Consider the following 20,954-nt stretch of genomic DNA (forward strand, 5'->3'; position numbering starts at 1 on the left):
GCCGATGTTGCGCACGCCGATCACGCTCGCCCTCACGGCCGCCCTGCTCCCCGTCCTCGCCCCCGGCGCCGCCCACGCGGCACCACCGCCGCCGACGGTCCCCGGAACGACCGCCATGCGCGTGCCCTACGACTGCGCCGAGGACCAGTGGCCCTGGGGCTGTATCGCCGAGTGCGAGAGCAGCGGCAACTGGCACATCAACACCGGCAACGGCTTCTACGGCGGACTGCAGTTCTGGCAGCCCACCTGGGAGGAGTTCGGCGGTCTGAAGTACGCCCCGCGCGCGGACCTCGCCACCCGCGAACAGCAGATCGCGGTCGCGCAGGAGGTGTTGGCCGTGCAGGGGTGGGAGGCCTGGCCCGTGTGTTCGAAGCGGTACGGGCTCAAGGGCCGGATGCACACGGTGAAGCCCGGTGACACGCTCTCGTCGATCGCCCGCAAGTACCGGATCCCGGGCGGCTGGCAGGCCCTCTACCAGGCCAACAAGCAGACGGTCGGCCACGATCCGAACCGGGTGCAGCCGGGCATGCTGCTGGTCATTCCGAAGGGTTCGGCCCGGTTCGCCGCGCTCTTCGGGCCGCCTCTGCCGAAGCTCGCAGCTCTGCCGCCTCGCCGCTGAACACGACAGCGCCGCGGCGCAGTTCGTACACCAGCACCGGGCGGTCGCGCAGTACGGGCGGCAGCCGCTGCTCGGCGAGGACCACGCACGCGTCCAGCTCGGCCAGGAGTTCGTACGTCCGGGTCGCCACCGCCGGCGACATGCCCTGCGCCGGCTCGTCCACGAGCACCACGCGTGGACGGGCCAGCAGGGCCCGGGAGAGGGCCAGCATGCGCTGCTCCCCGCCGGAGAGGGTGCCGGCGCGGCGGGGGAGCAGTCGCTCCAGGCGAGGGTAGGCGTCCAGGGCCAGTTCGTAGGCGGGGGCGGTGAGTTCGAGGTTCTCGCGCACGGTGAGGGAGCCGAACACCGCCTGCCGTTCCGGGACCAGGCACAGGCCCCGGCGGGCTCGTTCGTACGCCGGTACACGGGTCACGTCGACGCCGTCCCACACCACCGCGCCGCCGGACAACGGCACTGTTCCGGCCAGGGCGCGCAGGGCGGTCGTACGGCCTGATCCGTTGCGGCCGAGGAGGACGGTGAGGCCAGGGGCGGACGCCGCGAGGGTGATGCCGTGCAGGGCCTCCAGGGGGCCGTAGCGCACGCGCGCGTGGCGCAGGGAGATGGTCATACGGGGGTCCCCTGGGCGCCCAGTGTGTCGAGGACGTGGGCCGGGGGGCCCGAGGCGACGATGCGGCCCGCCGTCATGACGTGCACGACGTCGGCGAGGTCGGCCACCAGATCCAGGTCGTGTTCCACGACGAGGAGGGCCGTGCCGTCGGCGGCGAGGGCCTTCAGGATGCGGGCCAGTGCGGTGACCTCGGCGGTGTCCAGGCCTGCCGCGGGTTCGTCCAGGAGCAGTACGCGGGGGCTGCCGGCCAGGGCTCTCGCGAGCTCGACTCGGCGGAGGGTGCCGGTGGGGAGGTCGGCGGCGGGGGCGTCTCTTACCGCGGTCAGGCCCAGCAGGTCGAGGGTTCTGTCCACGGCTTCGGGGTCGGTGATGTGGCCCTGTTCCGCGCCTACGCGGATGTTCTCCGCCACGGTGAGGGAGGGGAAGACGGCCAGTTCCTGGAAGGTGCGGGCGATGCCGAGGCGGGTGCGGGTGTGGGCGGGGAGTCTGGTGATGTCCCGGTCGCCGTAGCGGACTTGGCCCTGGGTGGGGTGGAGGGTGCCTGCCAGACAGTGGAAGAGGGTGCTCTTTCCTGCGCCGTTGGGGCCGACGACGGCGGTGATCCGGCCGGGGGGTACATGCAGGTCCACGCCGTCGAGGGCCCTGAAGCCGCCGTAGGTTGCCTGGAGGGCCCGGGTGGTGAGGGCGGGCACCCGGCCTTCGGCCGGGTGGGCGGGGCTTGTTGGGGCGGCTGCCTCGCGCCGCCGCTCCGTCGGCCGTAGGCTCCTCGTCTCCGTCGTCTCCGGCTCTTGGCCCCGGCCCAGGCTCTCCTGTACTCCCCGCGCGGTCAGCGGCTGACCTCGTCGCAGCATCGCCCGCACAGCCACCCCCCGTTGCGTCAGGCTCGCCCTTCCCCCCAGCCGTAGCCGCGTTGCCGCGCTGCGCAGTGCCTCGTACGGTCCGCCGGGGAAGCGGCCCACCAGTACCGCCAGTACGCCGATCAGGGCCGCCGCCACGCCGCCTCGGGCGCCCGCGTCCAGGCCCACCAGAAGGGCCGCCGCTGCCAGTGCGCCCAGGGTGCTGTCCGCGCCCAGGACCACTACCGCCGCGAACCAGAGCAGACCACGGACGGGGTCGTACGCGGCGTGGTCGAAGGCTCGCAGGCCCATGCCGAGCATGCCGCCGCCCAGGGCGGCCAGGGCTGCGCCCGAGACGAAGGCGAGGAGTTTCAGGGTCGGGACCCGCACTCCTGAGGCCGACGCGCCCGACTCGTGGTCCCGCATGGCCGCCAGGGCCCGGCCTGTGCGGCCCGTGCGCAGGGCGCGAGTCGTCAGCAGGGCCGCTCCCAGCAGGGCCAGCTCCAGGACGTAGTACGCGCGGTCGCCCTCGAAGCCCGCCGGGCGGCCCAGGGAGAGGCCCGCGGTCGCGTACGGCTGGGCGAAGACGAAGCGGCTCACGCCCACGCCCACAGCGAATGTCGCCAGCGCCAGTGCCAATCCCCTGCGGCTGATCGCCGGCCAGCCTGTCAGGAGGCCCAGGGGGGCCACCAGGACCACCGCCAGCGCCAGTGCCGCCAGTTCCGGCAGGTGGGGGAGGCCGGGGAAGCGGCCCGCTGCGAGGAGGGCCGTGAAGAGGGCGCCCAGGCCCGCGTATGCGGCCTGGCCCAGGGAGATCTGGCCGCCTCGGCCGGTGACCACCACCAGGGAGAGGAGGACCACTCCCAGCGCCGGTACCTGGACCGAGGTGTGCAGGTCCGAGCCCGCGAAGCCCAGCGGCAGCAGGAACAGCACGACCGCCACGATCCAGGCGCCCGGCGGCGTCGGCACGCGCGCGGTGGCCGTGCGGGGAAGCGCGTCGCGCGTGCCGATGCGGGGGAGGGCCAGTGCCGCGATCAGCAGGGCCACCACGAAGAGGTTCGCGCCCACCGCCTGGAGCAGCGGTTCGCCCCAGCCCTGCGGGTGCAGGCGCGTCAACTGGCTCTGTGCCACGCCGATGCCGAGCGCCGTCACCACCGCCACCGGCAGGCTCCGCATGCGCGCGGCCACCGCTACGGCCACCACCTCCATCACCAGCAGCGGCAGTCCGTACGGGTCAAGACGGACGTAGGGAGCCAGCAGTACGCCTGTCAGGCCCGCCGTGAACGAGCCGAACGCCCAGCCCGCCGCGGCCACCCGGTCCGCGTCGATCCCGCCGAGCACGGCGAGCCGCCGGTCGTCCACGACCGCTCGCAGCTCCCGCCCGAACCGGGTCCACCGGATGACCGAACCGACCGCGGCCGCCAGCACGACGGCCACCGCCAGCTGCCCCCAGGGGTCCGCCGCCACCAGCAGCTCCGGCGCGTCGTCCCGCGCCCCCTGTCCCCACAGCAGTGCCGCCCCGCCCACCAGCAGCACGAACACCCCGATCGACGCCACCAGCGTCTGCGCCGGGTCACTGCCGAGGACGGACAGCGGACGGAAGACGAACCGTTCCAGCGCCATCCCGATCGCGGGCGCCAGGACCAGCAGGGTCAGCGCGGCCCCGGCCCACAGCGGCCAGCCCCACTCCACCACGCACTGCCGCAGCACGTACGCGCACACCATCGCGATGGCCCCGTGCGCGAAGTTGAGCACGCCGGTCGCGCGGTAGGTGACGACCAGACCGATCCCGGTGAGCGCGGCGGCGCTGCCGACCGAGAGGCCGGCCAGGGTGAGGTCGTAGGTCAGCGCGGACATCAGTCGTCCGCTTCGGCGGGCTCACAGATCGGGCACGGGTCCAGTTCGCCGCTCCTCACCAGCTTCGCGTCCACCGGCACCGCCTCCGCCTTCCCGGCCACCAGCGGACAGTCCGCCCGGTGGAACAGCGTGCCGCCCGGCACCATCAGCCGGTCCCCGCTGACCGCGAGCGGCGCCGTCACCGACTGCCCCGAGGCCTCGGCGTCGGCCGGTTCGGCGGTCACGAGAAGGCCGTACAACTCCTCCACGCGCGCGGCGGCGAGCGCGTTGCGGCCATGGGTGAGCAGCACCGCCCCCGCGACGATCAGCGCGGCGCCGGGGACCGTGCAGGACGCGAGGTAGGGCAGCTGCCGTTCGGCGAACCGCTCGCCCGAGACGCCGTACCAGCCGACGACGCACAGCACCGCGCCCGCGGCGAGGGCGGCCCAGCCGGCCCACAGGACCGGATGCACGGACCGCGGTCGGGCTGTCCCCATGTCTGGCTCCTCTGGCTTCACACGTGCATGTGCCTGGCCCAGCTTCCAAGTCCGCCGATGGACTTGCACTATGCCTTCTGTCAGCTGACCCTGAAAGCACCGGGCGCGCACGGCCCGGACCGACACCCGGTGGTGAGCCAGATGGTTCTCGGGAGCGACCTCGGTCGGCGGAGCACGGGACGCGGTACGGCACTGGCCGCCGCCCTGCTGCTCTTCCTCGCCCCGGCCCTCGCGGCCTGCAGCGACGACGAGGGAGGCGGTGGCGACGCCACCCCGCCCACCCCCACGGCCGAGCAGACGACCAGTGCCCCCGCGGCGACAGCGCCCGCCGACGCCGGGGCGGCCGAGCAGGAGATCAAGCAGAACTGGCAGAAGTTCTTCAACCCCGAGACCTCCCTTGAGGACAAGCAGACCGTCCTGGAGAACGGCGAGCAGATGGCCCCGGTGCTCCAGGCGTTCAGCGGGGACGAGCGCGGCGGACAGGTCGGGGCGCAGGTCACCGAGGTCGCCTTCACCTCGCCCACCGAGGCGGACGTGACGTACACGCTCACCCTGAAGGGCGCCACCGCACTGCCCGACGCGGCGGGGACGGCCGTCGAACAGGACGGCACCTGGAAGGTGTCCGCCAAGACGCTGTGCGCTCTGGTGCAACTGAGCGGCCATGGTCCGGCCTCGCCGGTCCCGGGCTGCTGAGGCCGCGGTCGCGGTGCTGCTGCTCGTCCTGAGCGCGGCCTGCGGCAGCCGGCTGCCGGAGAGCGACTTCGAGGACCGTGGGCGCGGTACGCCTGTGCGGGACAGCGCGCCGATTCGGGTCGGCATCATCACCAGCGCCACCAGCCCGGTCGGCGGCGACGCCTTCACCGGGCCGCGCGACGGGGCGAAGGCGTACTTCGAGCGGCTCAACGTGCGCGGGGGCATCGACGGGCGGCCCGTCGAGGTGCGGCTGTGCGACGACGGCGGCAGCGGCGTCGGCAACAACGAGTGTGTGCACCGGCTGATCGACGAGGACCGGGTCGTCGCCCTGGTCGCCACCACGGTCCTCGACTACGCGGGAGCCTCCCGCGTCTCACGCGCGCGTGTGCCCGACATCGGCGGTCAGCCCATCGGCGCCGCGTACGACACCTGGCCGCACCTGTACGGCATCTACGGCAGCCTCGCACCGAGGAACGGCACGGTCGGCTGGGACGGCAAGCTGTACGGCGGCACCGAGGTCTACCGGTACTTCAAGCGCGAGCACGGCGCCCGCACCGCCGCCGTCGTCTCCTACAACCAGGCCGCGTCCGCCGCCTACGCACGGCTCGTCGAGCGGGGCCTGAAGGCCGAGGGGTACGAGGTCGTCACCGAACAGGTCGACTTCGCGCTGCCCAACTTCCGTGCCGTCGCGGCCGATCTGAAGGATCAGGGCGCCGATCTCGTCTTCGACGCCATCGACAGCCACGGCAACGCCCGGCTGTGCGCGGCCATGGACGACGCCGGCGTCGAGATCACCGCCAAGGTGACGAACGTGCAGAACTGGACGTCCACGGTGGCGGACGACTACAAGGACGCCCCGCGCTGCCGCAACGCCCTGTGGGCGACGGGGTCCAGCCGTAACTTCGAGGACACCGACCACAAGGCCGTACGGGAGTTCCGGGACGCCACAGAGGGCCTGAAGACGCATGCGCAGTGGCAGTTGGAGGGGTGGGCGGCCGCGCGGTGGTTCACGGAGGCCGCGCGGTCCTGCGCGGAAACGGGCGTCACGCGCGCGTGCGTCGACGGCTGGATGAGCCGCAGCCAGGGCTACACCGCCGACGGCCTGCTGCTCCCCGTCCGCTTCGAGCGGCTGGCCGAGCCGCCCGCGACCCGCCGGACGTGTCTGTCGGTGGCCCGGTGGGAGGACGGCCGGGGCTGGGTCTCGCAGGGCGACATGGACAGCACATGCTTCGAGGTTCAGCAGTTGTCCTACACGCCCTGAGCCGGGGACGACCATGACCGGTGTGACAATGAGTTGTCTATTTCTATCTGCGAGTTGAGCATTGCGGACCGTTACTGTCCGGTTGCGCTGGCAGACTCGGCGGTATGTTGGAGACCTCGGCACGACTGCTGCGTCTGCTCTCGCTCCTCCAGGCCCACCGGGACTGGTCCGGCGCTCAACTCGCCGACCGTCTCGGTGTCACCGCCCGCACGGTCCGGCGGGACGTGGAGCGGCTGCGCGAGCTGGGCTACCCGGTCAACGCCAGCCCGGGCACCGGCGGCGGGTACCAGCTGGGCGCCGGCGCCGAGTTGCCGCCGCTGCTCCTGGACGACGACGAGGCGGTCGCCGTCGCCGTGGGGCTGCGCACGGCCGCGGGACAGGGCATCGAGGGCATCGGGGAGACCTCCGTACGGGCCCTCACCAAGCTGGAACAGGTCCTGCCGAACCGGCTGCGCCGCAGGGTCAGCGCCCTGAACGCCTTCACCGTGCCGATGCTGCGCGACCAGCCCGCCACTGTGGACCCCGGCGTCCTGACCGAACTGGCCCATCTGTGCCGGGACACCGAGCGGCTGCGCTTCGAGTACCGGGGCCACGACGGCACGCTGACCCGCCGCAGAGCCGAACCGCACCGCCTGGTGTGCACCGAGCGCCGCTGGTACCTGGTCGCCTGGGACCTCGACCGGGACGACTGGCGCATCTTCCGCGTCGACCGCATCACGCCCAAGCCCCCGCACGGCCCCCGCTTCACCCCGCGCCGCCCGCCCGCCGACGACCTCGCCGCCTACGTCTCCCAGGGCGTCTCCACGCGCGCGTACGCCACCCACGCCCTCATCCGGCTGCTGGTGCCCCTGGAGGAAGCCGCCGAGCGCATCTCGCCCTCGGCCGGCGTGCTGGAGCCCGAGGGACCACGCAGGTGTCTGCTGCGCACCGGGGCCGCCGGCCTCGATGTGATGGTGATCCATGTGATGCTGCTGGGCTTCGAGTTCGAGGTGCTGGAGCCCGTCGAGCTCACGGACGCGCTCAGGACCGCTCGGGACCGGCTTTCCCGGGCTCTGGAGAGAGTTCCGCGAACGTGGGATGGTGCAGATCGAACGCCGGGGACTCCGAGCGGATCCGGGGCAGAGTGGTGAAGTTGTGCCGCGGCGGCGGGCAGGACGTCGCCCACTCCAGCGAACGGCCGTAGCCCCAGGGGTCGTCGACCTCCACCTTCTCGCCGTACTTCGCCGTCTTCCAGACGTTGTAGAGGAACGGCAGCGTCGAGATGCCTAGCAGGAACGCGCCGATCGTCGAGATCGTGTTCAGCGCCGTGAAGCCGTCGGCGGCCAGATAGTCGGCGTACCGGCGGGGCATGCCCTCCGCGCCCAGCCAGTGCTGCACCAGGAACGTGGTGTGGAAGCCGACGAACAGCGTCCAGAACTGGATCTTCCCGAGCCGCTCGTCGAGCATCTTCCCGGTGAGCTTGGGCCACCAGAAGTAGAACCCGGCGAAGATCGCGAAGACGACGGTGCCGAACACGACGTAGTGGAAGTGCGCGACGACGAAGTAGGTGTCGGTGACGTGGAAGTCCATCGGCGGGGAGGCCAGGATCACCCCGGTCAGCCCGCCGAACAGGAACGTCACCAGGAAGCCCACCGACCACAGCATCGGTGTCTCGAAGGACAGCGAGCCCTTGAGCATGGTGCCGGTCCAGTTGAAGAACTTGACGCCCGTCGGCACCGCGATCAGGAAGCTCATGAAGGAGAAGAACGGCAGCAACACCGCGCCGGTGGCGAACATATGGTGCGCCCACACCACCACCGACAGACCGGTGATCGCCATCGTCGCCGCGACCAGCGTCAGATAGCCGAACATGGGCTTGCGGGAGAAGACCGGGATGATCTCGCTGACGATGCCGAAGAACGGCAGCGCGATGATGTACACCTCGGGATGGCCGAAGAACCAGAACAGGTGCTGCCACAGCAGCGCACCGCCGTTGGCCGCGTCGAAGATGTGCGAGCCGAAGCGCCGGTCGGCCTCCAGACACAGCAACGCCGCCGCGAGCACCGGGAACGCCATCAGGATCAGGATCGACGTGAACAGCGTGTTCCACACGAAGATCGGCATTCGGAACATCGTCATGCCCGGTGCGCGCATCCCGATGATGGTGGTGATGAAGTTGACCGCGCCGAGGATCGTGCCGAACCCGGACAGCGCGAGCCCCATGATCCACAGGTCGCCCCCGACACCCGGGGAACGCTCCAGGCTGTTGAGCGGCGCGTAGGCGAACCAGCCGAAGTCGGCGGGCCCGGACGGCACCGCGAGGGAGCCGATCACGATCAGGCCGCCGAACAGATAGAACCAGTACGACAGCATGTTCAGCCGCGGGAAGGCGACGTCGGGGGAGCCGATCTGCAACGGCATCAGCTCGTTGGCGAAGCCCGCGAACGCCGGGGTCGCGAAGAGCAGCAGCATGATCGTGCCGTGCAGCGTGAAGAGCTGGTTGAACTGCTGGTTGTCGATGAGCTGAAGCCCCGGCCGCGCCAGCTCCGCGCGCATCAGCAGCGCCATCACCCCGCCGAGCAGGAAGAACAGGAACGACGTGATCAGATACAGATGGCCGATCTTCTTGTGGTCGGTGGTGGTCAGCCAGTCGACGATCACCCGGCCCTTCCGCTTGGGCCGCACGGGTCGTACCGGCGTCTGCACGGTCTGAGTGCCCATCGCTCGCTCGCCCCTTCGCTCGCCTGCCCCGGGCCCGCTGAAGCCCGCGCCACGCGTGCCCGCGAGCCCACGCCATGATGCTCGTTCCGCAGCGCGCTCCGACAGGGGGCGTGCGAGGGGTCTGTGCCGTGGTGAGGCAATTCCTGTGTGGCGTCAGTTCCCTGGGACCCACGCGGAATCGAGGCGAGAAAGGAGTCCGGGGGGAGTTCTCACGGAACTTTCCGTTGGGCTATTTGGAACAGCCGCCGCGACACGCGGGAATTACGTTCGAATACCTGCGAAAGGCGTAGGGAACCGCTCGTACGTGTGACGGCCCGCTGCGGAGCAGTTGATGTCACTGCGCGGGAAACGCGTGTCGTGATCCTGTGACAAAAGTGTGACCGGAGAGGGACGAGTGACCAAGGTGCCCTCTCGTCTGGCCCCGGCCGCCCGACAGGGCCTAGCGTGGCCGCATGGCACCGATTCCGACACCCCCCGCCGAGCCCCAGGACCAGCCGGACAGCTATGTCGGCCTGCCGGCCGAACACGCCGAGCGGCAGGCCCGCGAACGCGGCTGGTCGACCGTACGGTCGCTGCCGCCGGGCGCGATCATCACCATGGAGTACCGCGTGGGACGGCTGAACTTCGAGGTGCGGGACGGTCTGGTGATCCGGGCCTGGAAGGGCTGAGCCGGTACGACGACGGCCCCGGATCCTCACGAGGAGGATCCGGGGCCGTCGCTGCGGGGGTGGGTGGTGCGTACCGAGCCCGCTGTCCTACGGCAGCTGGCCGCCCGTCAGAGGGCGGGCTGTCGAGGTCGTACCGCGTGTGACGCGGTCGGTCTGCGGTGGTCTGCGGCTGCCGACCGGGGTGACCGGAGTGCGCTCCGAGCGGGCCGTGTGCGGACCCGGCGCCAGATAGACCGGCGCCCGGGGCGAACGGGCCGTGGGGGAGACGTCCTGCGCCGACTCGCGCGGCTTGAGCAGCACCGGGACCTCGACCGGAGCGGTCGGCACGGGAGCCGTACCGGCGCGGCGGGCCCGCATGCGGTCGCGCAGATCGAAGATCCCGGACTCGGCGCGGGCGATCAGCGGCTCGAACCAGGGCAGCGCGAGCAGGATCAGCAGGCCCGCGGCCCAGCCGAGGAGCACATCGCTCAGCCAGTGCGTACCGAGATAGACCGTGGACAGGCCGACGCCCAGCGAGGTCACCGCCGACAGGGCGGACAGCCAGCGGCGGGCCGCCGGGGTCGAGGCCAGATAGGCCAGGATTCCCCAGGTCACCACGGCGTTGGCGGTGTGGCCGCTGGGAAATATATCGCCGCCCAGCCACATCTCGTTGGAGCCGACGGTGGTCGCGTAGTGCGGTCCGAGCCGGCCCATGCCGAGCTTGGCGGCACCGACCGTGACGTTCAGCAGCAGCAGCGAGGTGGCGAGCGCGAGCAGCGGCCGCAGCGTGTGCTGCCGCCAGGAACGCCAGCCCAGCCAGGCCGCGATCATCACGGCGGTGGGGCCGCGCTGGCCGAGCACCACGTAGTAGTCGACGAATGCGTGGATCTCCGACCACTGCTGGTACGGCCGGAAGAACATGACCTGCCAGTCGAGCCGGACCAGCCACGAGGTGATGACCACGGCCCACACGATGGCCCCGTAGAAGGCCAGGGTCGCCGCCAAAAGGGCGACCCGGTGCCGGCTCATCTTCGGCACATCGATGTGGGCCGGCCGTTCCGGCTCACGGTCCAGCCTCGCGAACACCCGGTCCAGACGGGTGAGGTTTCGTTCGGTACGCACCCAATCGACGTTACAGCGAGTGAGCTCAGAACCCCGTCGATTCCGCCGGTTTGTGATGACGATGTGATGTGGGATTCCTCTCAGGGAGCGGCCAATTCCCTACGACTTCACAATCAGCGGACGCCACGCCCTTCAATTCCTTTGATCATTCCAGCGCACGGTTTTATGTGGTTTATGAATTCGTTCACCGAAATCTGGCCCTGAATTTTCTTGGCGATCACCGGGCGTATCTGAACGGGTCACGGCGGACCGGAGCCGTTCAGCCAGAACGCCCCGTAGATCGCCGACGCCACCGCGATCAGCGCCAGCACCACGGCCGACCTGCGCGGTCGCAGCCGGGCCAGGGCCAGGGCGAGGGGCAGCAGCAGCGGGAAGGCGGGCAGCAGCAGGCGCGGTTTCGAGCCGAAGTAGCTCGACGCGCACAGGGCGAGGGCGAGGACGACACCCGCGTACACCAGCAGGGGGAGCGGTTGGCCCTGCCGGACGCAGACGACGTACAGCCACACCACGAGTCCGACGCCGACGATCAGCGCGAGCCCGGCGAGCGCGGAGGGAAACGACGTGAACTTGTCGGCGACGAAACCGGCGAAGGCGTAGCCGCCGTCGAAGCCGTTGCGCCAGCCGGCCTGGACGTCGAGATAGCCGAGCGGGCCCCTGCTGGTGTGGTGGCCGACCCACAGGACGTAACCGGCGGCTCCCAGGGGCGCGAGCAGCATGCCCAGGGCGCGCCGGGTGACGGACGCGCCGTGCGCGCTCGGACCGCCCGTGGGGGAGGGGGCGCGTCCTGACCCGTGCGCGCGGTCGGCGCGCGCGGTGCTTCGATCCCGCACGAACGAGGCAATCCCGGCCGCCCACACCGCCGCCACGACGGCGAGCCCGACCGGGCGGGTCAGCCCGGCCAGCAGGGCCAGGGTGCCGGCGGTCACCCAGCGGCCGGTCAGTACCGCGTACAGCGACCAGGCCGCCAGTGCCGTGAACAGTGACTCGCTGTACGCCATCGACTGCACGACGCCGACCGGCAGCACCGCCCACAGCAGTACCGCGCAGACCCCCACGCGGCGGCCGTACACATGGTCGGCGACCGCGAAGATCCCCCAGGCCGCGGCGAGCGAGGCGAGCGCGGCGACCAGGAACCCGGCGTCCGCGTACGACAGCGGGGTGATCGCCGCGAACAGCCGCTCCAGCCAGGGCAGCAGCGGGAAGAACGCCAGGTTCGAGTGCACGTCGCCATTGGGCAGCCGCACCTCGTAGCCGTACCCCAGCTCGGCGACCCTGGTGTACCAGAGCGAGTCCCAGCGGGCCGTCAGCAGGGTGTACGCGCTCTTGTCGCGCGCCGCGCTCCACAGGGCCAGCGTGAGCAGGCCGAGAGCGCGCACGGCCGCGAACCCGAGCAGGGCCGGCGCCGCACGGTGCACGCGCGTAGAAAGATCGGTCACGGGCTCGATTATCTGGGGCACGCGGAACCGGACGGCCCGCCGGGGCGTACTCGACGAGGGGAGGGAAGTGGCGTACGCCACACGTGTTCAGTCCGGAGTCTGAGAGGTCCGCCACTCGGCACCGGCGCGGACTCGCGTACGCTGACGAGTCACTCGCTTCGTTGCGCGGGCCGGGGACCACCGCTCCTCCCCGGCCGAGTCACGGGGAGTCCCCATCCCGTGAGCCCGCCGAACGCGAGGGAACATCTGGGAGGTACGTACATGTCCGGGACGACCACGGCCGCTGCGCTGCGCCGTCGGGCGGCCGGGGCCGGTGCCAACCGCTGGGTCGTCCTCGTGGTCCTCTGCGCCAGCCTGCTGCTGGTCGCCGTCGACGCCACCGTGCTGCATGTGGCGGTGCCCGCCGTCACCGAGGATCTCAGGCCGGGCGGCATAGAACTGCTCTGGATCGTCGACGTCTACCCGCTCGTCTGCGCCTCGCTGCTGATCCTCTTCGGCACGCTCGGCGACCGGGTCGGCCGCAGACGGATCCTGCTTCTCGGATACGGCCTGTTCGGCGTCGCCTCCGCCATGGCCGCCCTCGCCGACACCGCCCAGGTGCTGATCGTGGCGCGGGCGCTGCTCGGCGTCGGCGGCGCGATGATCATGCCGGCCACCCTCTCGATCCTCCGCCAGGTCTTCCCCGACCGGCGCGAGCGCGCGCTCGCCATCGGTATCTGGAGCGCGGTCGCCGCGGTCGGCGCGGCGGTCGGACCGCTGCTCGGCGGCTTCCTGCTGGAGCACTTCTGGTGGGGCTCGGTCTTCCTCGTCAACATCCCTCTGATGCTGGTCAGCCTGCCCGTGGGCCGGCTGCTGCTGCCCGAGTCCAAGGGCGACGGCCGCGGCCCCTGGGACGTGGTCGGCGCACTGATGGCGGCGGCCGGTCTGTTCGGCGTCGTGCTGGGCGTCAAGCGGCTCGGCGGCGGTCACCTCGACGGCGCCTCCGCGCTGCCCGTGCTGGTGGGCGCGGCCCTGCTGGTCCTGTTCGTACGACGCCAGCGGCGCCGCGAGCACCCCCTGGTGGACCTGCGGATGTTCGCCCGTCCCGCGTTCAGCACCTCGGTGGGCTGCATCGTGCTGGCGATGCTCGCGCTGGTCGGCCTGGAGCTGATCGCCGCGCAGTATCTGCAACTGGTCCTCGGCCTGTCGCCATTGGAGACGGGGCTGCGGCTGCTGCCGCTGACGTTCGCGGCGATGGGGGCGGGGCTCGCCGGAGCGCGGATGCTGCGCCGGTTCGGGCCGCGGCGGATGGTGTGCTCGGGGTTCTGTCTGACGGCGTTCGCCGTGGTGCTGCTGACGGCGATGGGCGGGACGGACGATCCCGCGCTGATGCTGTCCGGGTTCGTGCTGCTGGGCTTCGGTCTGGAGACCACGCTGTTCGGGGCGTACGAGTCGATGCTGAGCGAGGCACCGCCGGAGCAGGCGGGCGGCGCGGCGGCGATCGGTGAGACGTCGTACCAGCTCGGCGCCGGTATCGGCATCGCACTGCTGGGCACCGTGATGAACGCGGCGTACACACCCGGACTCTCCTCCGTGCCCGGCGTGCCCGCCTCGGCGTCCGCCGCCGCGGGGCACTCGCTGGGCGAGGCCTACGAGGTGGCCGGACAGCTGGGCGGCACCGCCGGGGAGACCCTGCGCGATGTGGCGCGGAACTGCTTCGTCCACGGGCTGCATGTGACGCTGCTGGTCAGCGCCGGACTGCTGCTGCTCGGCGCGGTGATGGCGCTGAGGCTGCCGCGGACGATGAGCTGCGAGGCGGCGGCCGGTCCGGTGGAGGTCCCGGCGCCGCGCGAGGTGGCGGACTCCAGGGTGACGGCCTGACCCTGGACGTGGTGGAGACTTGCGTCGTAACGTCGGCCTTCAACCCGTGACTAGCACTGCTAGTTTTGAGCTGCCGGAGGGTCTCCCATGCCGTTGCCCCCGTTCGATCCCGCCGATCCGCTCGGGATCGACGACCTCCTTCAGCCCGAGGACCTCGCGGTCCGTGACACCGTCCGCCGCTGGGCCGCCGACCGCGTCCTGCCGTATGTCGCCGAGTGGTACGAGACCGGCGAGCTGCCCGGCATCCGCGAACTCGCCCGTGAGCTCGGCTCCATCGGCGCCCTCGGGATGTCGCTGAGCGGCTACGGCTGCGCCGGCGCCTCCGCCGTCCAGTACGGGCTCGCCTGTCTGGAGCTGGAGGCCGCCGACTCCGGCATCCGGTCCCTGGTCTCCGTGCAGGGTTCCCTCGCCATGTACGCCATCCACCGCTACGGCAGCGAGGAACAGAAGCAGAACTGGCTGCCCCGGATGGCCGCCGGCGAGGTCATCGGCTGCTTCGGGCTCACCGAGCCGGACCACGGCTCCGACCCCGCCTCCATGCGGACGCACGCCAAACGCGACGGCGGCGACTGGGTGCTGACGGGCCGGAAGATGTGGATCACCAACGGGTCCGTCGCCGGGGTCGCCGTCGTCTGGGCACAGACCGAGGACGGCATCCGCGGCTTCGTCGTGCCCACCGAGAGCCCCGGCTTCTCCGCCCCCGAGATCAAGCACAAGCTGTCCCTGCGCGCCTCCGTCACCAGCGAACTCGTCCTCGACGAGGTACGGCTGCCCGCCGACGCGGTCCTTCCCGAGGTCACCGGCCTGCGCGGACCGCTCAGTTGTCTCTCGCACGCCCGCTACGGCATCGTCTGGGGCTCCATGGGCGCGGCCCGCTCCTGCTTCGAGGCCGCCGTCGACTACGCGAAGTCGCGGGAGCAGTTCGGGCGGCCGATCGGGGGCTTCCAGCTCACCCAGGCCAAGCTCGCCGACATGGCGGTCGAACTGCACAAGGGGATTCTGCTCGCCCACCATCTGGGGCGGCGCATGGACGCCGGCCGCCTGCGTCCCGAGCAGGTCAGCTTCGGCAAGCTCAACAATGTCCGCGAGGCCATCGACATCTGCCGTACGGCTCGGACGATCCTCGGTGCCAACGGGATCTCGCTGGAGTACCCGATCATGCGGCACTCGACGAACCTCGAATCGGTGCTGACGTACGAGGGCACCGTCGAGATGCACCAGCTCGTGCTGGGCAAGGCGCTCACCGGGCTCGACGCCTTCCGGTGAACCCCGAGGGGGCAGGGCCGACGATCGGCCCTGCCTCAGCTCTGGTTGAAGAAACCGTCCGTCCGGTGCGCGGCCGGCTCGCCGTTGATGATCTGCGTGTCGGCCGGGGTCAGCAGGAACACCCGGGTGGAGACGCGCTCGATCGAACCGCGCAGACCGAAGATCAGGCCGGCCGCGAAGTCGACGACGCGCTTGGCGTCGGCGGCCTCCATGGCCGTGAGGTTCATGATGACCGGGACACCGTCCCGGAACAGCTCGCCGATGGCGCGGGCGTCCCGGAAACTGTCCGGGGTGACCGTGCCGATCCGGCGGCCCTTCTCCTCGGCGACGTCGGCCGCCACCTTGACCCTCGGGTCGGTGACCCAGGCATCCCCGGACTCGGTCCCTTCGGAGTAGTCGTCGTCGTAGTAACGCTCGTCATCGTTGTCGTCAACGAGGCCCAGCCAGGCACTCGCCTTGCGCACCGATCCCATGGACGCCTCCTCTCACAGCGGTCTTTTTTGCTTTTCGCATCCCTATGGTCATCCATGATGCGGACGGTGCGCCAAGTGGATAGGCGCCGCGCGGGGGGTTTGTGACGGTACTGGTGCACAGCGAAAACGTCGAGAGCCCAAGTGTGCCAAGGGGCGTGCCCCACACGGCTGCTGACTGTGAGTGAAATATGATTCTTCGCGGCGTATGGGTGATCCACGGGGCGTACGGGTGAAGCGGGAGGGAGCGGAAGGGGCCACAGAGGCGGCCGATACGATGCGGCGGCTCAATGTCGTACGAACCACGGGGGAGCGTCGTGTTCGGAATAGTCAGGCCCTGTCGGCATCGGCTGGGGGAGCGTCTCGCCGGTCAGTGGATGGCTCATCTGTGCGGTCTGTGCCTGGCGTTGCGCGGGGACCACGGGCAGTTCGCGCGGGTGGTGACGAACTACGACGGGCTGCTGATCTCCGTTCTGACGGAGGCTCAGGCCGTCGCGGACGAAGGGCTGCGGCGTACGGCCGGGCCATGCCCGCTGCGCGGGATGCGGACCGCGTCCGTCGCGCAGGGGGAGGGGGCGCGGCTGGCGGCGGCGGTGTCGCTGGTGCTGGCCTCCGCGAAGGTGCGGGACCATCTCGCCGACGGGGACGGCCTGCTGGCGCGCAAGCCGGTGGCGCTCGCCGCGCGCCGGGTCGCCTCCAGTTGGGGTGCCGCGGGGGCCCGTAGTGGTTCCGCCGTGGGGTTCGACACCGGGTTGCTGGTCGACGCGGTGGAGCGGCAGGTCGGGATCGAGGCGCTGGCGGGACCGGGGACGTCGCTGCTGGTGGTGACCGAGCCGACCGAGACGGCGACCGCGGCGGCCTTCGCACATACGGCGGTGCTGGCCGGGCGTCCGCTCAACGCCGAGCCGCTCGCCGAGGCGGGGCGGCTGTTCGGGCGGCTTGCGCATCTGCTGGACGCCGTGGAGGACAAGGAAGCTGACGCTGCGTCGGGTGCGTGGAATCCGCTGACCGCGACGGGGACGTCCCTGTCGGAGGCGCGGCGGCTGGCCGATGACGCGGTGCACGGAATACGGCTGGCGCTGCGGGAGGTGTCCTTCACCGATCCGAAGCTGGTGCATCTGTTGTTGGTGCATGAGCTGCGGCGGTCGGTGGACCGGGCGTTCGGGTCGGTGTCGTGCTCGCACATGGCGGGTCCCTACGCTCCGCCCGGGGGTCCGGGCGGCCCGCCGCTGCCTCCGGATCCGCCTCGGCGGGATCGACGGGGGTTGCTTGCGGGGTGCGCGGTATGGCTGGGATTGGCTTGTACCTGCCAGATGTGCTGCGGGGAGTTCGAGGATCCCTGGTCGCGGCAGCGGCGGGAGGGGCTGTGCACCAGTTGCGATTGCAGTGGATGCGGGGACTGCTGTAGCTGCTGCGACTGTTGCGGGAATTGCTGCGGCGACGACGGCTGTGGTTGCGACGGCTGCGACTGCGGGTGCAGCTGCTGAGGTGGGCTGAGGGTGTTCGGTGCCCGTCAGATCTCAGGTCGTTCAAAGCTTGACGGCCGAAAGGCGCTCTTGCGCCCATCGGGTGGTCGGCCGAATACTCCCCCACAGCGCTTGTCAGGGGCACGGCGTGTTCGGAATCCGGATGACGCCGGCTCCTGGCTGCGCCTCACGGGCCCGAAACCCCACGAGGGCCCCCGACTTCCCATGTGGAGGAACGAAAAGTGAGGATCAAGCGCACCACCCCCCGCAGTGGCATCACGAGACGGGCACGGCTGATCGCCGTATCGACCGGCCTCGTGGCCGCGGCGGCCATCGCGATCCCCAGCGCGACCGCGGCCGACACCCCCACCACCTTCAGCTCCGCCGAGCTGAAGAGTGCGAGCAGTTCTGTGCTCAAGGCCGACGTGCCGGGTACTGCCTGGGCCGTCGACAGCAAGACCAACCGTGTCGTCGTCACCGTCGACAGCACGGTCTCCAAGGCCGAGATCGCCAAGATCCGGCAGCAGGCGGGCGCCGACGCAGACGCCCTCACCATCAAGCACACCCCGGGCAAGTTCCAGAAGTACATCGCAGGCGGCGACGCCATCTATGCGAGTAGCTGGCGCTGCTCCCTCGGCTTCAACGTCCGCAACAGCGCGGGCGCCTACTACTTCCTGACCGCCGGTCACTGCACCGACGGCGCGGGTACGTGGTACTCCAACTCCGCACGTACGACGGTCCTCGGACCGACCTCCGGCTCCAGCTTCCCGACGAACGACTACGGTCTGGTGCGGTACACCAACACCTCGATCACCAAGTCGGGCACCGCGGGCAACACGGACATCGTCCGCGCGGCCAACCCGAGCGTGGGCACCAGCGTCATCCGTGACGGCTCCACCACCGGTATCCACACCGGCAGGGTCACCGCTCTCAACGCGACCGTCAACTACGGCGGCGGTGACATCGTCTACGGCATGATCCAGACCAACGTCTGTGCCGAGCCCGGCGACTCCGGTGGCCCGCTCTACGGCAGCAACGGCACCGCGTACGGTCTGACCTCCGGCGGCAGTGGCAACTGCTCCTCCGGCGGCACGACCTTCTTCCAGCCCGTCGTGGAGGCCCTGAACGCCTACGGGATGAGCGTCTTCTAGAGACACCCCGCTCCACAGCCAGCAGCAAACGAGCCCCCGTACGCAAGTGTCGTGCGGGGGCTCGCCCTTGTCCGTAGCGCGGAGTTACGGTCGAAGGAGACACCAGGTAGGCACCTGACAACCTGATGCGTCCACTTCGGACCCTGGGGGCCGTGATGGTCGAGGAGCTGGTGGCGACGGGAGCGGTGCTCGCGTCGGTCGGAGCGGTGTACGTGATGGCCGCGGCGCGGGTCGTCAAGCAGTACGAGCGCGGGGTCGTCTTCCGGCTCGGCAAACTCCGTTCCGAGGTGCGGGGGCCGGGGTTCACCCTGGTCGTCCCCGTCGTGGACCGGCTGCACAAGGTGAACATGCAGATCGTGACGATGCCGGTGCCGGCCCAGGAGGGGATCACCCGGGACAACGTCACGGTGCGCGTCGACGCGGTCGTGTACTTCAAGGTCGTGGACGCGGCCGACGCCCTGGTGCGGGTCGAGGACTACCGGTTCGCGGTCTCGCAGATGGCGCAGACCTCGCTGCGGTCGATCATCGGCAAGAGCGATCTGGACGATCTGCTGTCCGACCGGGAGAAGCTCAATCAGGGCCTGGAGCTGATGATCGACAGTCCGGCCATCGGCTGGGGTGTGCAGATCGACCGGGTCGAGATCAAGGACGTCTCCCTGCCGGACACGATGAAGCGCTCCATGGCCCGCCAGGCGGAGGCCGACCGGGAGCGGCGGGCCCGGGTCATCAACGCCGACGCGGAACTCCAGGCGTCGAAGAAGCTCGCCGAGGCCGCGCAGCAGATGGCGGACACACCCGCCGCGCTCCAACTGAGGCTGCTCCAGACGGTGGTGGCGGTCGCGGCCGAGAAGAACTCGACGCTGGTGCTGCCGTTCCCGGTGGAGCTGCTGAGGTTCCTGGAGCGGGCGGCGCAGCCCACATATGCGGCTCCGCAGCAAGCGCGTTCTGCAGCGGGCGAGCAACTCCCGCCCGCCGAGCCGGTCTTGGATCCGGACCCCGAAGAGCCTGTTTCAGGACAGGAGTAGACCTTACGCGCCGCATACGAGTTACTCACGCGTAGCGTTTGCACTGCGAACACACCTGGGGTGACTGTGCATGGTCAAGCCCAGGAGAACGAGTCGTGGCGGCCGTGTGTACGTCCTGAAGTCGACCTTGTGTGCCCCCTGTGAGGATCGGAATAGTAGGCGCCGATCAACCGGCACGGACGCGGCTTTTTGCTGTGCGCCGCCTCCGTGTCCGTACGCCTTCCGGTCCGCGAGGTCCCCACAACCTCCGGGCCGACCCCCCACAGGAGGACGTGAGTTGAAGCACCGACGCATACCCAAGCGGTGGGCCGCCGCGGCAGGTGCGGGCATCGCCGCACTGGTGGCCGCGGGAGTCACCTTCCAGACTGCGAACGCCAGCGAGCCCTCGACGACCGCCACGCCCGAGACCCTGTCGGTCACGGCGGCCGGAAAGCTCGCCTCGACGCTGGTCAAGGATCTCGGTACCGACGCGGCCGGCACGTACTACGACGCGCAGAGCAAGAACCTCATCGTGAACGTGCTGGACAAGGCCGCGGCCGACACCGTCGAGGCGGCCGGCGCCAAGGCGCGGGTCGTGGCGAACTCCCTCGCGGAGCTCAAGAGCGCGCGCGGCACGCTCAAGCAGGACGCGACCATTCCGGGCACCTCCTGGGTGACCGACCCGACGACCAACAGAATCGTCGTCACGGCCGACCGTACGGTCTCCGACGCCGAGTGGGCCACGCTGAGCAAGGTCGTCGACGGGCTCGGGGCCACGGCGGAACTCCAGCGCACCAAGGGGGAGTTCAAGCCGTTCATCGCGGGCGGTGACGCCATCACCGACGGCAGCGGCCGCTGCTCCCTCGGCTTCAACGTGGTCAAGGGCGGCGAGCCGTACTTCCTGACCGCGGGTCACTGCACCGAGTCCATCACCGACTGGCAGGACTCGGACGGGAACGAGCTCGGCACCAATGAGGTGTCCAGCTTCCCCGACAACGACTACGGCCTGGTCAAGTACACCGCCGACGTCGAGCACCCGAGCGAGGTCAACCTCTACGACGGTTCCTCGCAGGCGATCTCCGGTGCGGCCGACGCGACCGTCGGCATGGCGGTCACGCGCAGCGGCTCGACGACCCAGGTGCACGAGGGCACGGTCACCGGCCTCGACGCCACCGTGAACTACGGCAACGGCGACATCGTCAACGGCCTGATCCAGACCGACGTCTGCGCCGAGCCCGGCGACAGCGGCGGCTCCCTGTTCTCCGGCGACAAGGCGGTCGGCCTCACCTCCGGCGGCAGCGGCGACTGCACCTCCGGCGGGGAGACGTTCTTCCAGCCGGTGACGGAGGCCCTGTCGGCGACGGGCACCGAGATCGGCTGAACCCCGGCTGTGTGAAGTCCCGCCCCGCGCGCGAGGGGCGGGACTTTTCGCTGTCACGGCACCGTTCTTTGTCATGTCCTCACAGTCCGAGGCGGCGGACGT

At 70.6% G+C, this 20,954-nt stretch carries 18 protein-coding genes; 11 read left to right on the forward strand and 7 right to left on the reverse strand.

Features of this window, described 5'->3' with window-relative positions:
* Window positions 1–4: 4 nt before the first annotated feature.
* Window positions 5–619, forward strand: coding sequence for a LysM peptidoglycan-binding domain-containing protein (locus H4N64_RS17030; protein ID WP_186283175.1), 615 nt, complete (start codon window positions 5–7; stop codon window positions 617–619).
* Here the strand turns inward: H4N64_RS17030 and H4N64_RS17035 are convergent.
* The 3 genes from H4N64_RS17035 to H4N64_RS17045 are packed head-to-tail and all read right to left on the reverse strand — an operon-like array spanning window position 537 to window position 4,395.
* Window positions 537–1,226 carry an ABC transporter ATP-binding protein gene (locus tag H4N64_RS17035; RefSeq protein ID WP_186283176.1) on the reverse strand — a complete coding sequence of 230 codons (690 nt, stop codon included), beginning with the start codon at window positions 1,224–1,226 and terminating at the stop codon, window positions 537–539. The genes H4N64_RS17030 and H4N64_RS17035 overlap by 83 nt on opposite strands.
* The gene (locus H4N64_RS17040) at window positions 1,223–3,919 is read right to left on the reverse strand and encodes an ABC transporter permease subunit (protein ID WP_186283178.1); all 2,697 of its coding nucleotides are present in this window, start codon (window positions 3,917–3,919) and stop codon (window positions 1,223–1,225) included. Before H4N64_RS17040 ends, H4N64_RS17035 begins: the two co-directional genes overlap by 4 nt.
* Window positions 3,919–4,395, reverse strand: coding sequence for a hypothetical protein (locus H4N64_RS17045; protein WP_186283179.1), 477 nt, complete (start codon window positions 4,393–4,395; stop codon window positions 3,919–3,921). The genes H4N64_RS17040 and H4N64_RS17045 overlap by 1 nt, the downstream gene beginning before the upstream one ends.
* Before the next feature lie 141 nt (window positions 4,396–4,536).
* Here H4N64_RS17045 and H4N64_RS17050 point away from each other — a divergent pair, with 141 nt between their 5' ends.
* The 3 genes from H4N64_RS17050 to H4N64_RS17060 all read left to right on the forward strand — a co-directional run bounded on the left by H4N64_RS17050 (window position 4,537) and on the right by H4N64_RS17060 (window position 7,479).
* The gene (locus H4N64_RS17050) at window positions 4,537–5,088 is read left to right on the forward strand and encodes an MTB12 C-terminal domain-containing protein (RefSeq protein WP_186283181.1); all 552 of its coding nucleotides are present in this window, start codon (window positions 4,537–4,539) and stop codon (window positions 5,086–5,088) included.
* On the forward strand, window positions 5,057–6,349 hold the full coding sequence (locus H4N64_RS17055) for an ABC transporter substrate-binding protein (RefSeq protein WP_186283183.1): 1,293 nt from the start codon (window positions 5,057–5,059) through the stop codon (window positions 6,347–6,349). Before H4N64_RS17050 ends, H4N64_RS17055 begins: the two co-directional genes overlap by 32 nt.
* A 104-nt stretch (window positions 6,350–6,453) precedes the next feature.
* Window positions 6,454–7,479: a helix-turn-helix transcriptional regulator gene (locus tag H4N64_RS17060; protein WP_186283185.1), complete on the forward strand. Its 1,026-nt coding sequence runs from the start codon at window positions 6,454–6,456 to the stop codon at window positions 7,477–7,479.
* Here the strand turns inward: H4N64_RS17060 and ctaD are convergent.
* The gene (gene ctaD, locus H4N64_RS17065) at window positions 7,370–9,049 is read right to left on the reverse strand and encodes an aa3-type cytochrome oxidase subunit I (protein WP_186283186.1); all 1,680 of its coding nucleotides are present in this window, start codon (window positions 9,047–9,049) and stop codon (window positions 7,370–7,372) included. The genes H4N64_RS17060 and ctaD overlap by 110 nt on opposite strands.
* Window positions 9,050–9,501: 452 nt before the next feature.
* Between ctaD and H4N64_RS17070 the strand changes: the two genes are divergently transcribed.
* Entirely contained in the window at window positions 9,502–9,717 is a 216-nt protein-coding gene (locus tag H4N64_RS17070) for an I78 family peptidase inhibitor (RefSeq protein ID WP_186283187.1), read from the forward strand.
* A gap of 87 nt (window positions 9,718–9,804) precedes the next feature.
* Here the strand turns inward: H4N64_RS17070 and H4N64_RS17075 are convergent, their stop codons facing one another.
* Both H4N64_RS17075 and H4N64_RS17080 read right to left on the reverse strand, forming a co-directional pair.
* A complete protein-coding gene (locus tag H4N64_RS17075; RefSeq protein WP_186283188.1) occupies window positions 9,805–10,818 on the reverse strand; it encodes a phosphatase PAP2 family protein in 1,014 nt (337 codons plus the stop codon).
* Between the two features lie 239 nt (window positions 10,819–11,057).
* Entirely contained in the window at window positions 11,058–12,254 is a 1,197-nt protein-coding gene (locus H4N64_RS17080; RefSeq protein WP_336246720.1) for a glycosyltransferase family 39 protein, read from the reverse strand.
* Window positions 12,255–12,515: 261 nt separating this feature from the next.
* Between H4N64_RS17080 and H4N64_RS17085 the strand changes: the two genes are divergently transcribed.
* A complete protein-coding gene (locus H4N64_RS17085; RefSeq protein WP_186283189.1) occupies window positions 12,516–14,114 on the forward strand; it encodes an MFS transporter in 1,599 nt (532 codons plus the stop codon).
* An 87-nt stretch (window positions 14,115–14,201) separates the two neighbouring features.
* Window positions 14,202–15,380: an acyl-CoA dehydrogenase family protein gene (locus H4N64_RS17090; protein ID WP_186283190.1), complete on the forward strand. Its 1,179-nt coding sequence runs from the start codon at window positions 14,202–14,204 to the stop codon at window positions 15,378–15,380.
* A gap of 35 nt (window positions 15,381–15,415) precedes the next feature.
* Here the strand turns inward: H4N64_RS17090 and H4N64_RS17095 are convergent, their stop codons facing one another.
* Window positions 15,416–15,853, reverse strand: coding sequence for a cell division protein SepF (locus H4N64_RS17095; protein WP_186283191.1), 438 nt, complete (start codon window positions 15,851–15,853; stop codon window positions 15,416–15,418).
* Between the two features lie 314 nt (window positions 15,854–16,167).
* Here H4N64_RS17095 and H4N64_RS17100 point away from each other — a divergent pair, with 314 nt between their 5' ends.
* From H4N64_RS17100 to H4N64_RS17115, 4 genes are all read left to right on the forward strand, one after another.
* Window positions 16,168–17,337 (forward strand): DUF5685 family protein, encoded by a 1,170-nt coding sequence (locus H4N64_RS17100; RefSeq protein WP_186283192.1) that lies wholly within the window; start codon window positions 16,168–16,170, stop codon window positions 17,335–17,337.
* Window positions 17,338–17,558: 221 nt separating this feature from the next.
* Window positions 17,559–18,467 carry an alpha-lytic protease prodomain-containing protein gene (locus tag H4N64_RS17105; protein ID WP_186283193.1) on the forward strand — a complete coding sequence of 303 codons (909 nt, stop codon included), beginning with the start codon at window positions 17,559–17,561 and terminating at the stop codon, window positions 18,465–18,467.
* 155 nt (window positions 18,468–18,622) lie between these two features.
* The gene (locus H4N64_RS17110) at window positions 18,623–19,492 is read left to right on the forward strand and encodes a slipin family protein (protein ID WP_186283269.1); all 870 of its coding nucleotides are present in this window, start codon (window positions 18,623–18,625) and stop codon (window positions 19,490–19,492) included.
* Between the two features lie 277 nt (window positions 19,493–19,769).
* Window positions 19,770–20,852, forward strand: coding sequence for a S1 family peptidase (locus tag H4N64_RS17115; RefSeq protein WP_186283194.1), 1,083 nt, complete (start codon window positions 19,770–19,772; stop codon window positions 20,850–20,852).
* The last annotated feature ends 102 nt before the right edge of the window (window positions 20,853–20,954 follow it).

This window comes from Streptomyces cupreus (assembly GCF_014257025.1).
GTDB lineage: Bacteria > Actinomycetota > Actinomycetes > Streptomycetales > Streptomycetaceae > Streptomyces > Streptomyces cupreus.

Coding starts and splice junctions, on each gene's coding strand:
- H4N64_RS17030 (WP_186283175.1), top strand. CDS start 5: ATGTTGCGCACGCCGATCACGCTCGCCCTCACGGCCGCCCTGCTCCCC.
- H4N64_RS17035 (WP_186283176.1), bottom strand. CDS start 1,226: ATGACCATCTCCCTGCGCCACGCGCGCGTGCGCTACGGCCCCCTGGAG.
- H4N64_RS17040 (WP_186283178.1), bottom strand. CDS start 3,919: ATGTCCGCGCTGACCTACGACCTCACCCTGGCCGGCCTCTCGGTCGGC.
- H4N64_RS17045 (WP_186283179.1), bottom strand. CDS start 4,395: ATGGGGACAGCCCGACCGCGGTCCGTGCATCCGGTCCTGTGGGCCGGC.
- H4N64_RS17050 (WP_186283181.1), top strand. CDS start 4,537: ATGGTTCTCGGGAGCGACCTCGGTCGGCGGAGCACGGGACGCGGTACG.
- H4N64_RS17055 (WP_186283183.1), top strand. CDS start 5,057: ATGGTCCGGCCTCGCCGGTCCCGGGCTGCTGAGGCCGCGGTCGCGGTG.
- H4N64_RS17060 (WP_186283185.1), top strand. CDS start 6,454: ATGTTGGAGACCTCGGCACGACTGCTGCGTCTGCTCTCGCTCCTCCAG.
- ctaD (WP_186283186.1), bottom strand. CDS start 9,049: ATGGGCACTCAGACCGTGCAGACGCCGGTACGACCCGTGCGGCCCAAG.
- H4N64_RS17070 (WP_186283187.1), top strand. CDS start 9,502: ATGGCACCGATTCCGACACCCCCCGCCGAGCCCCAGGACCAGCCGGAC.
- H4N64_RS17085 (WP_186283189.1), top strand. CDS start 12,516: ATGTCCGGGACGACCACGGCCGCTGCGCTGCGCCGTCGGGCGGCCGGG.
- H4N64_RS17090 (WP_186283190.1), top strand. CDS start 14,202: ATGCCGTTGCCCCCGTTCGATCCCGCCGATCCGCTCGGGATCGACGAC.
- H4N64_RS17095 (WP_186283191.1), bottom strand. CDS start 15,853: ATGGGATCGGTGCGCAAGGCGAGTGCCTGGCTGGGCCTCGTTGACGAC.
- H4N64_RS17110 (WP_186283269.1), top strand. CDS start 18,623: ATGGTCGAGGAGCTGGTGGCGACGGGAGCGGTGCTCGCGTCGGTCGGA.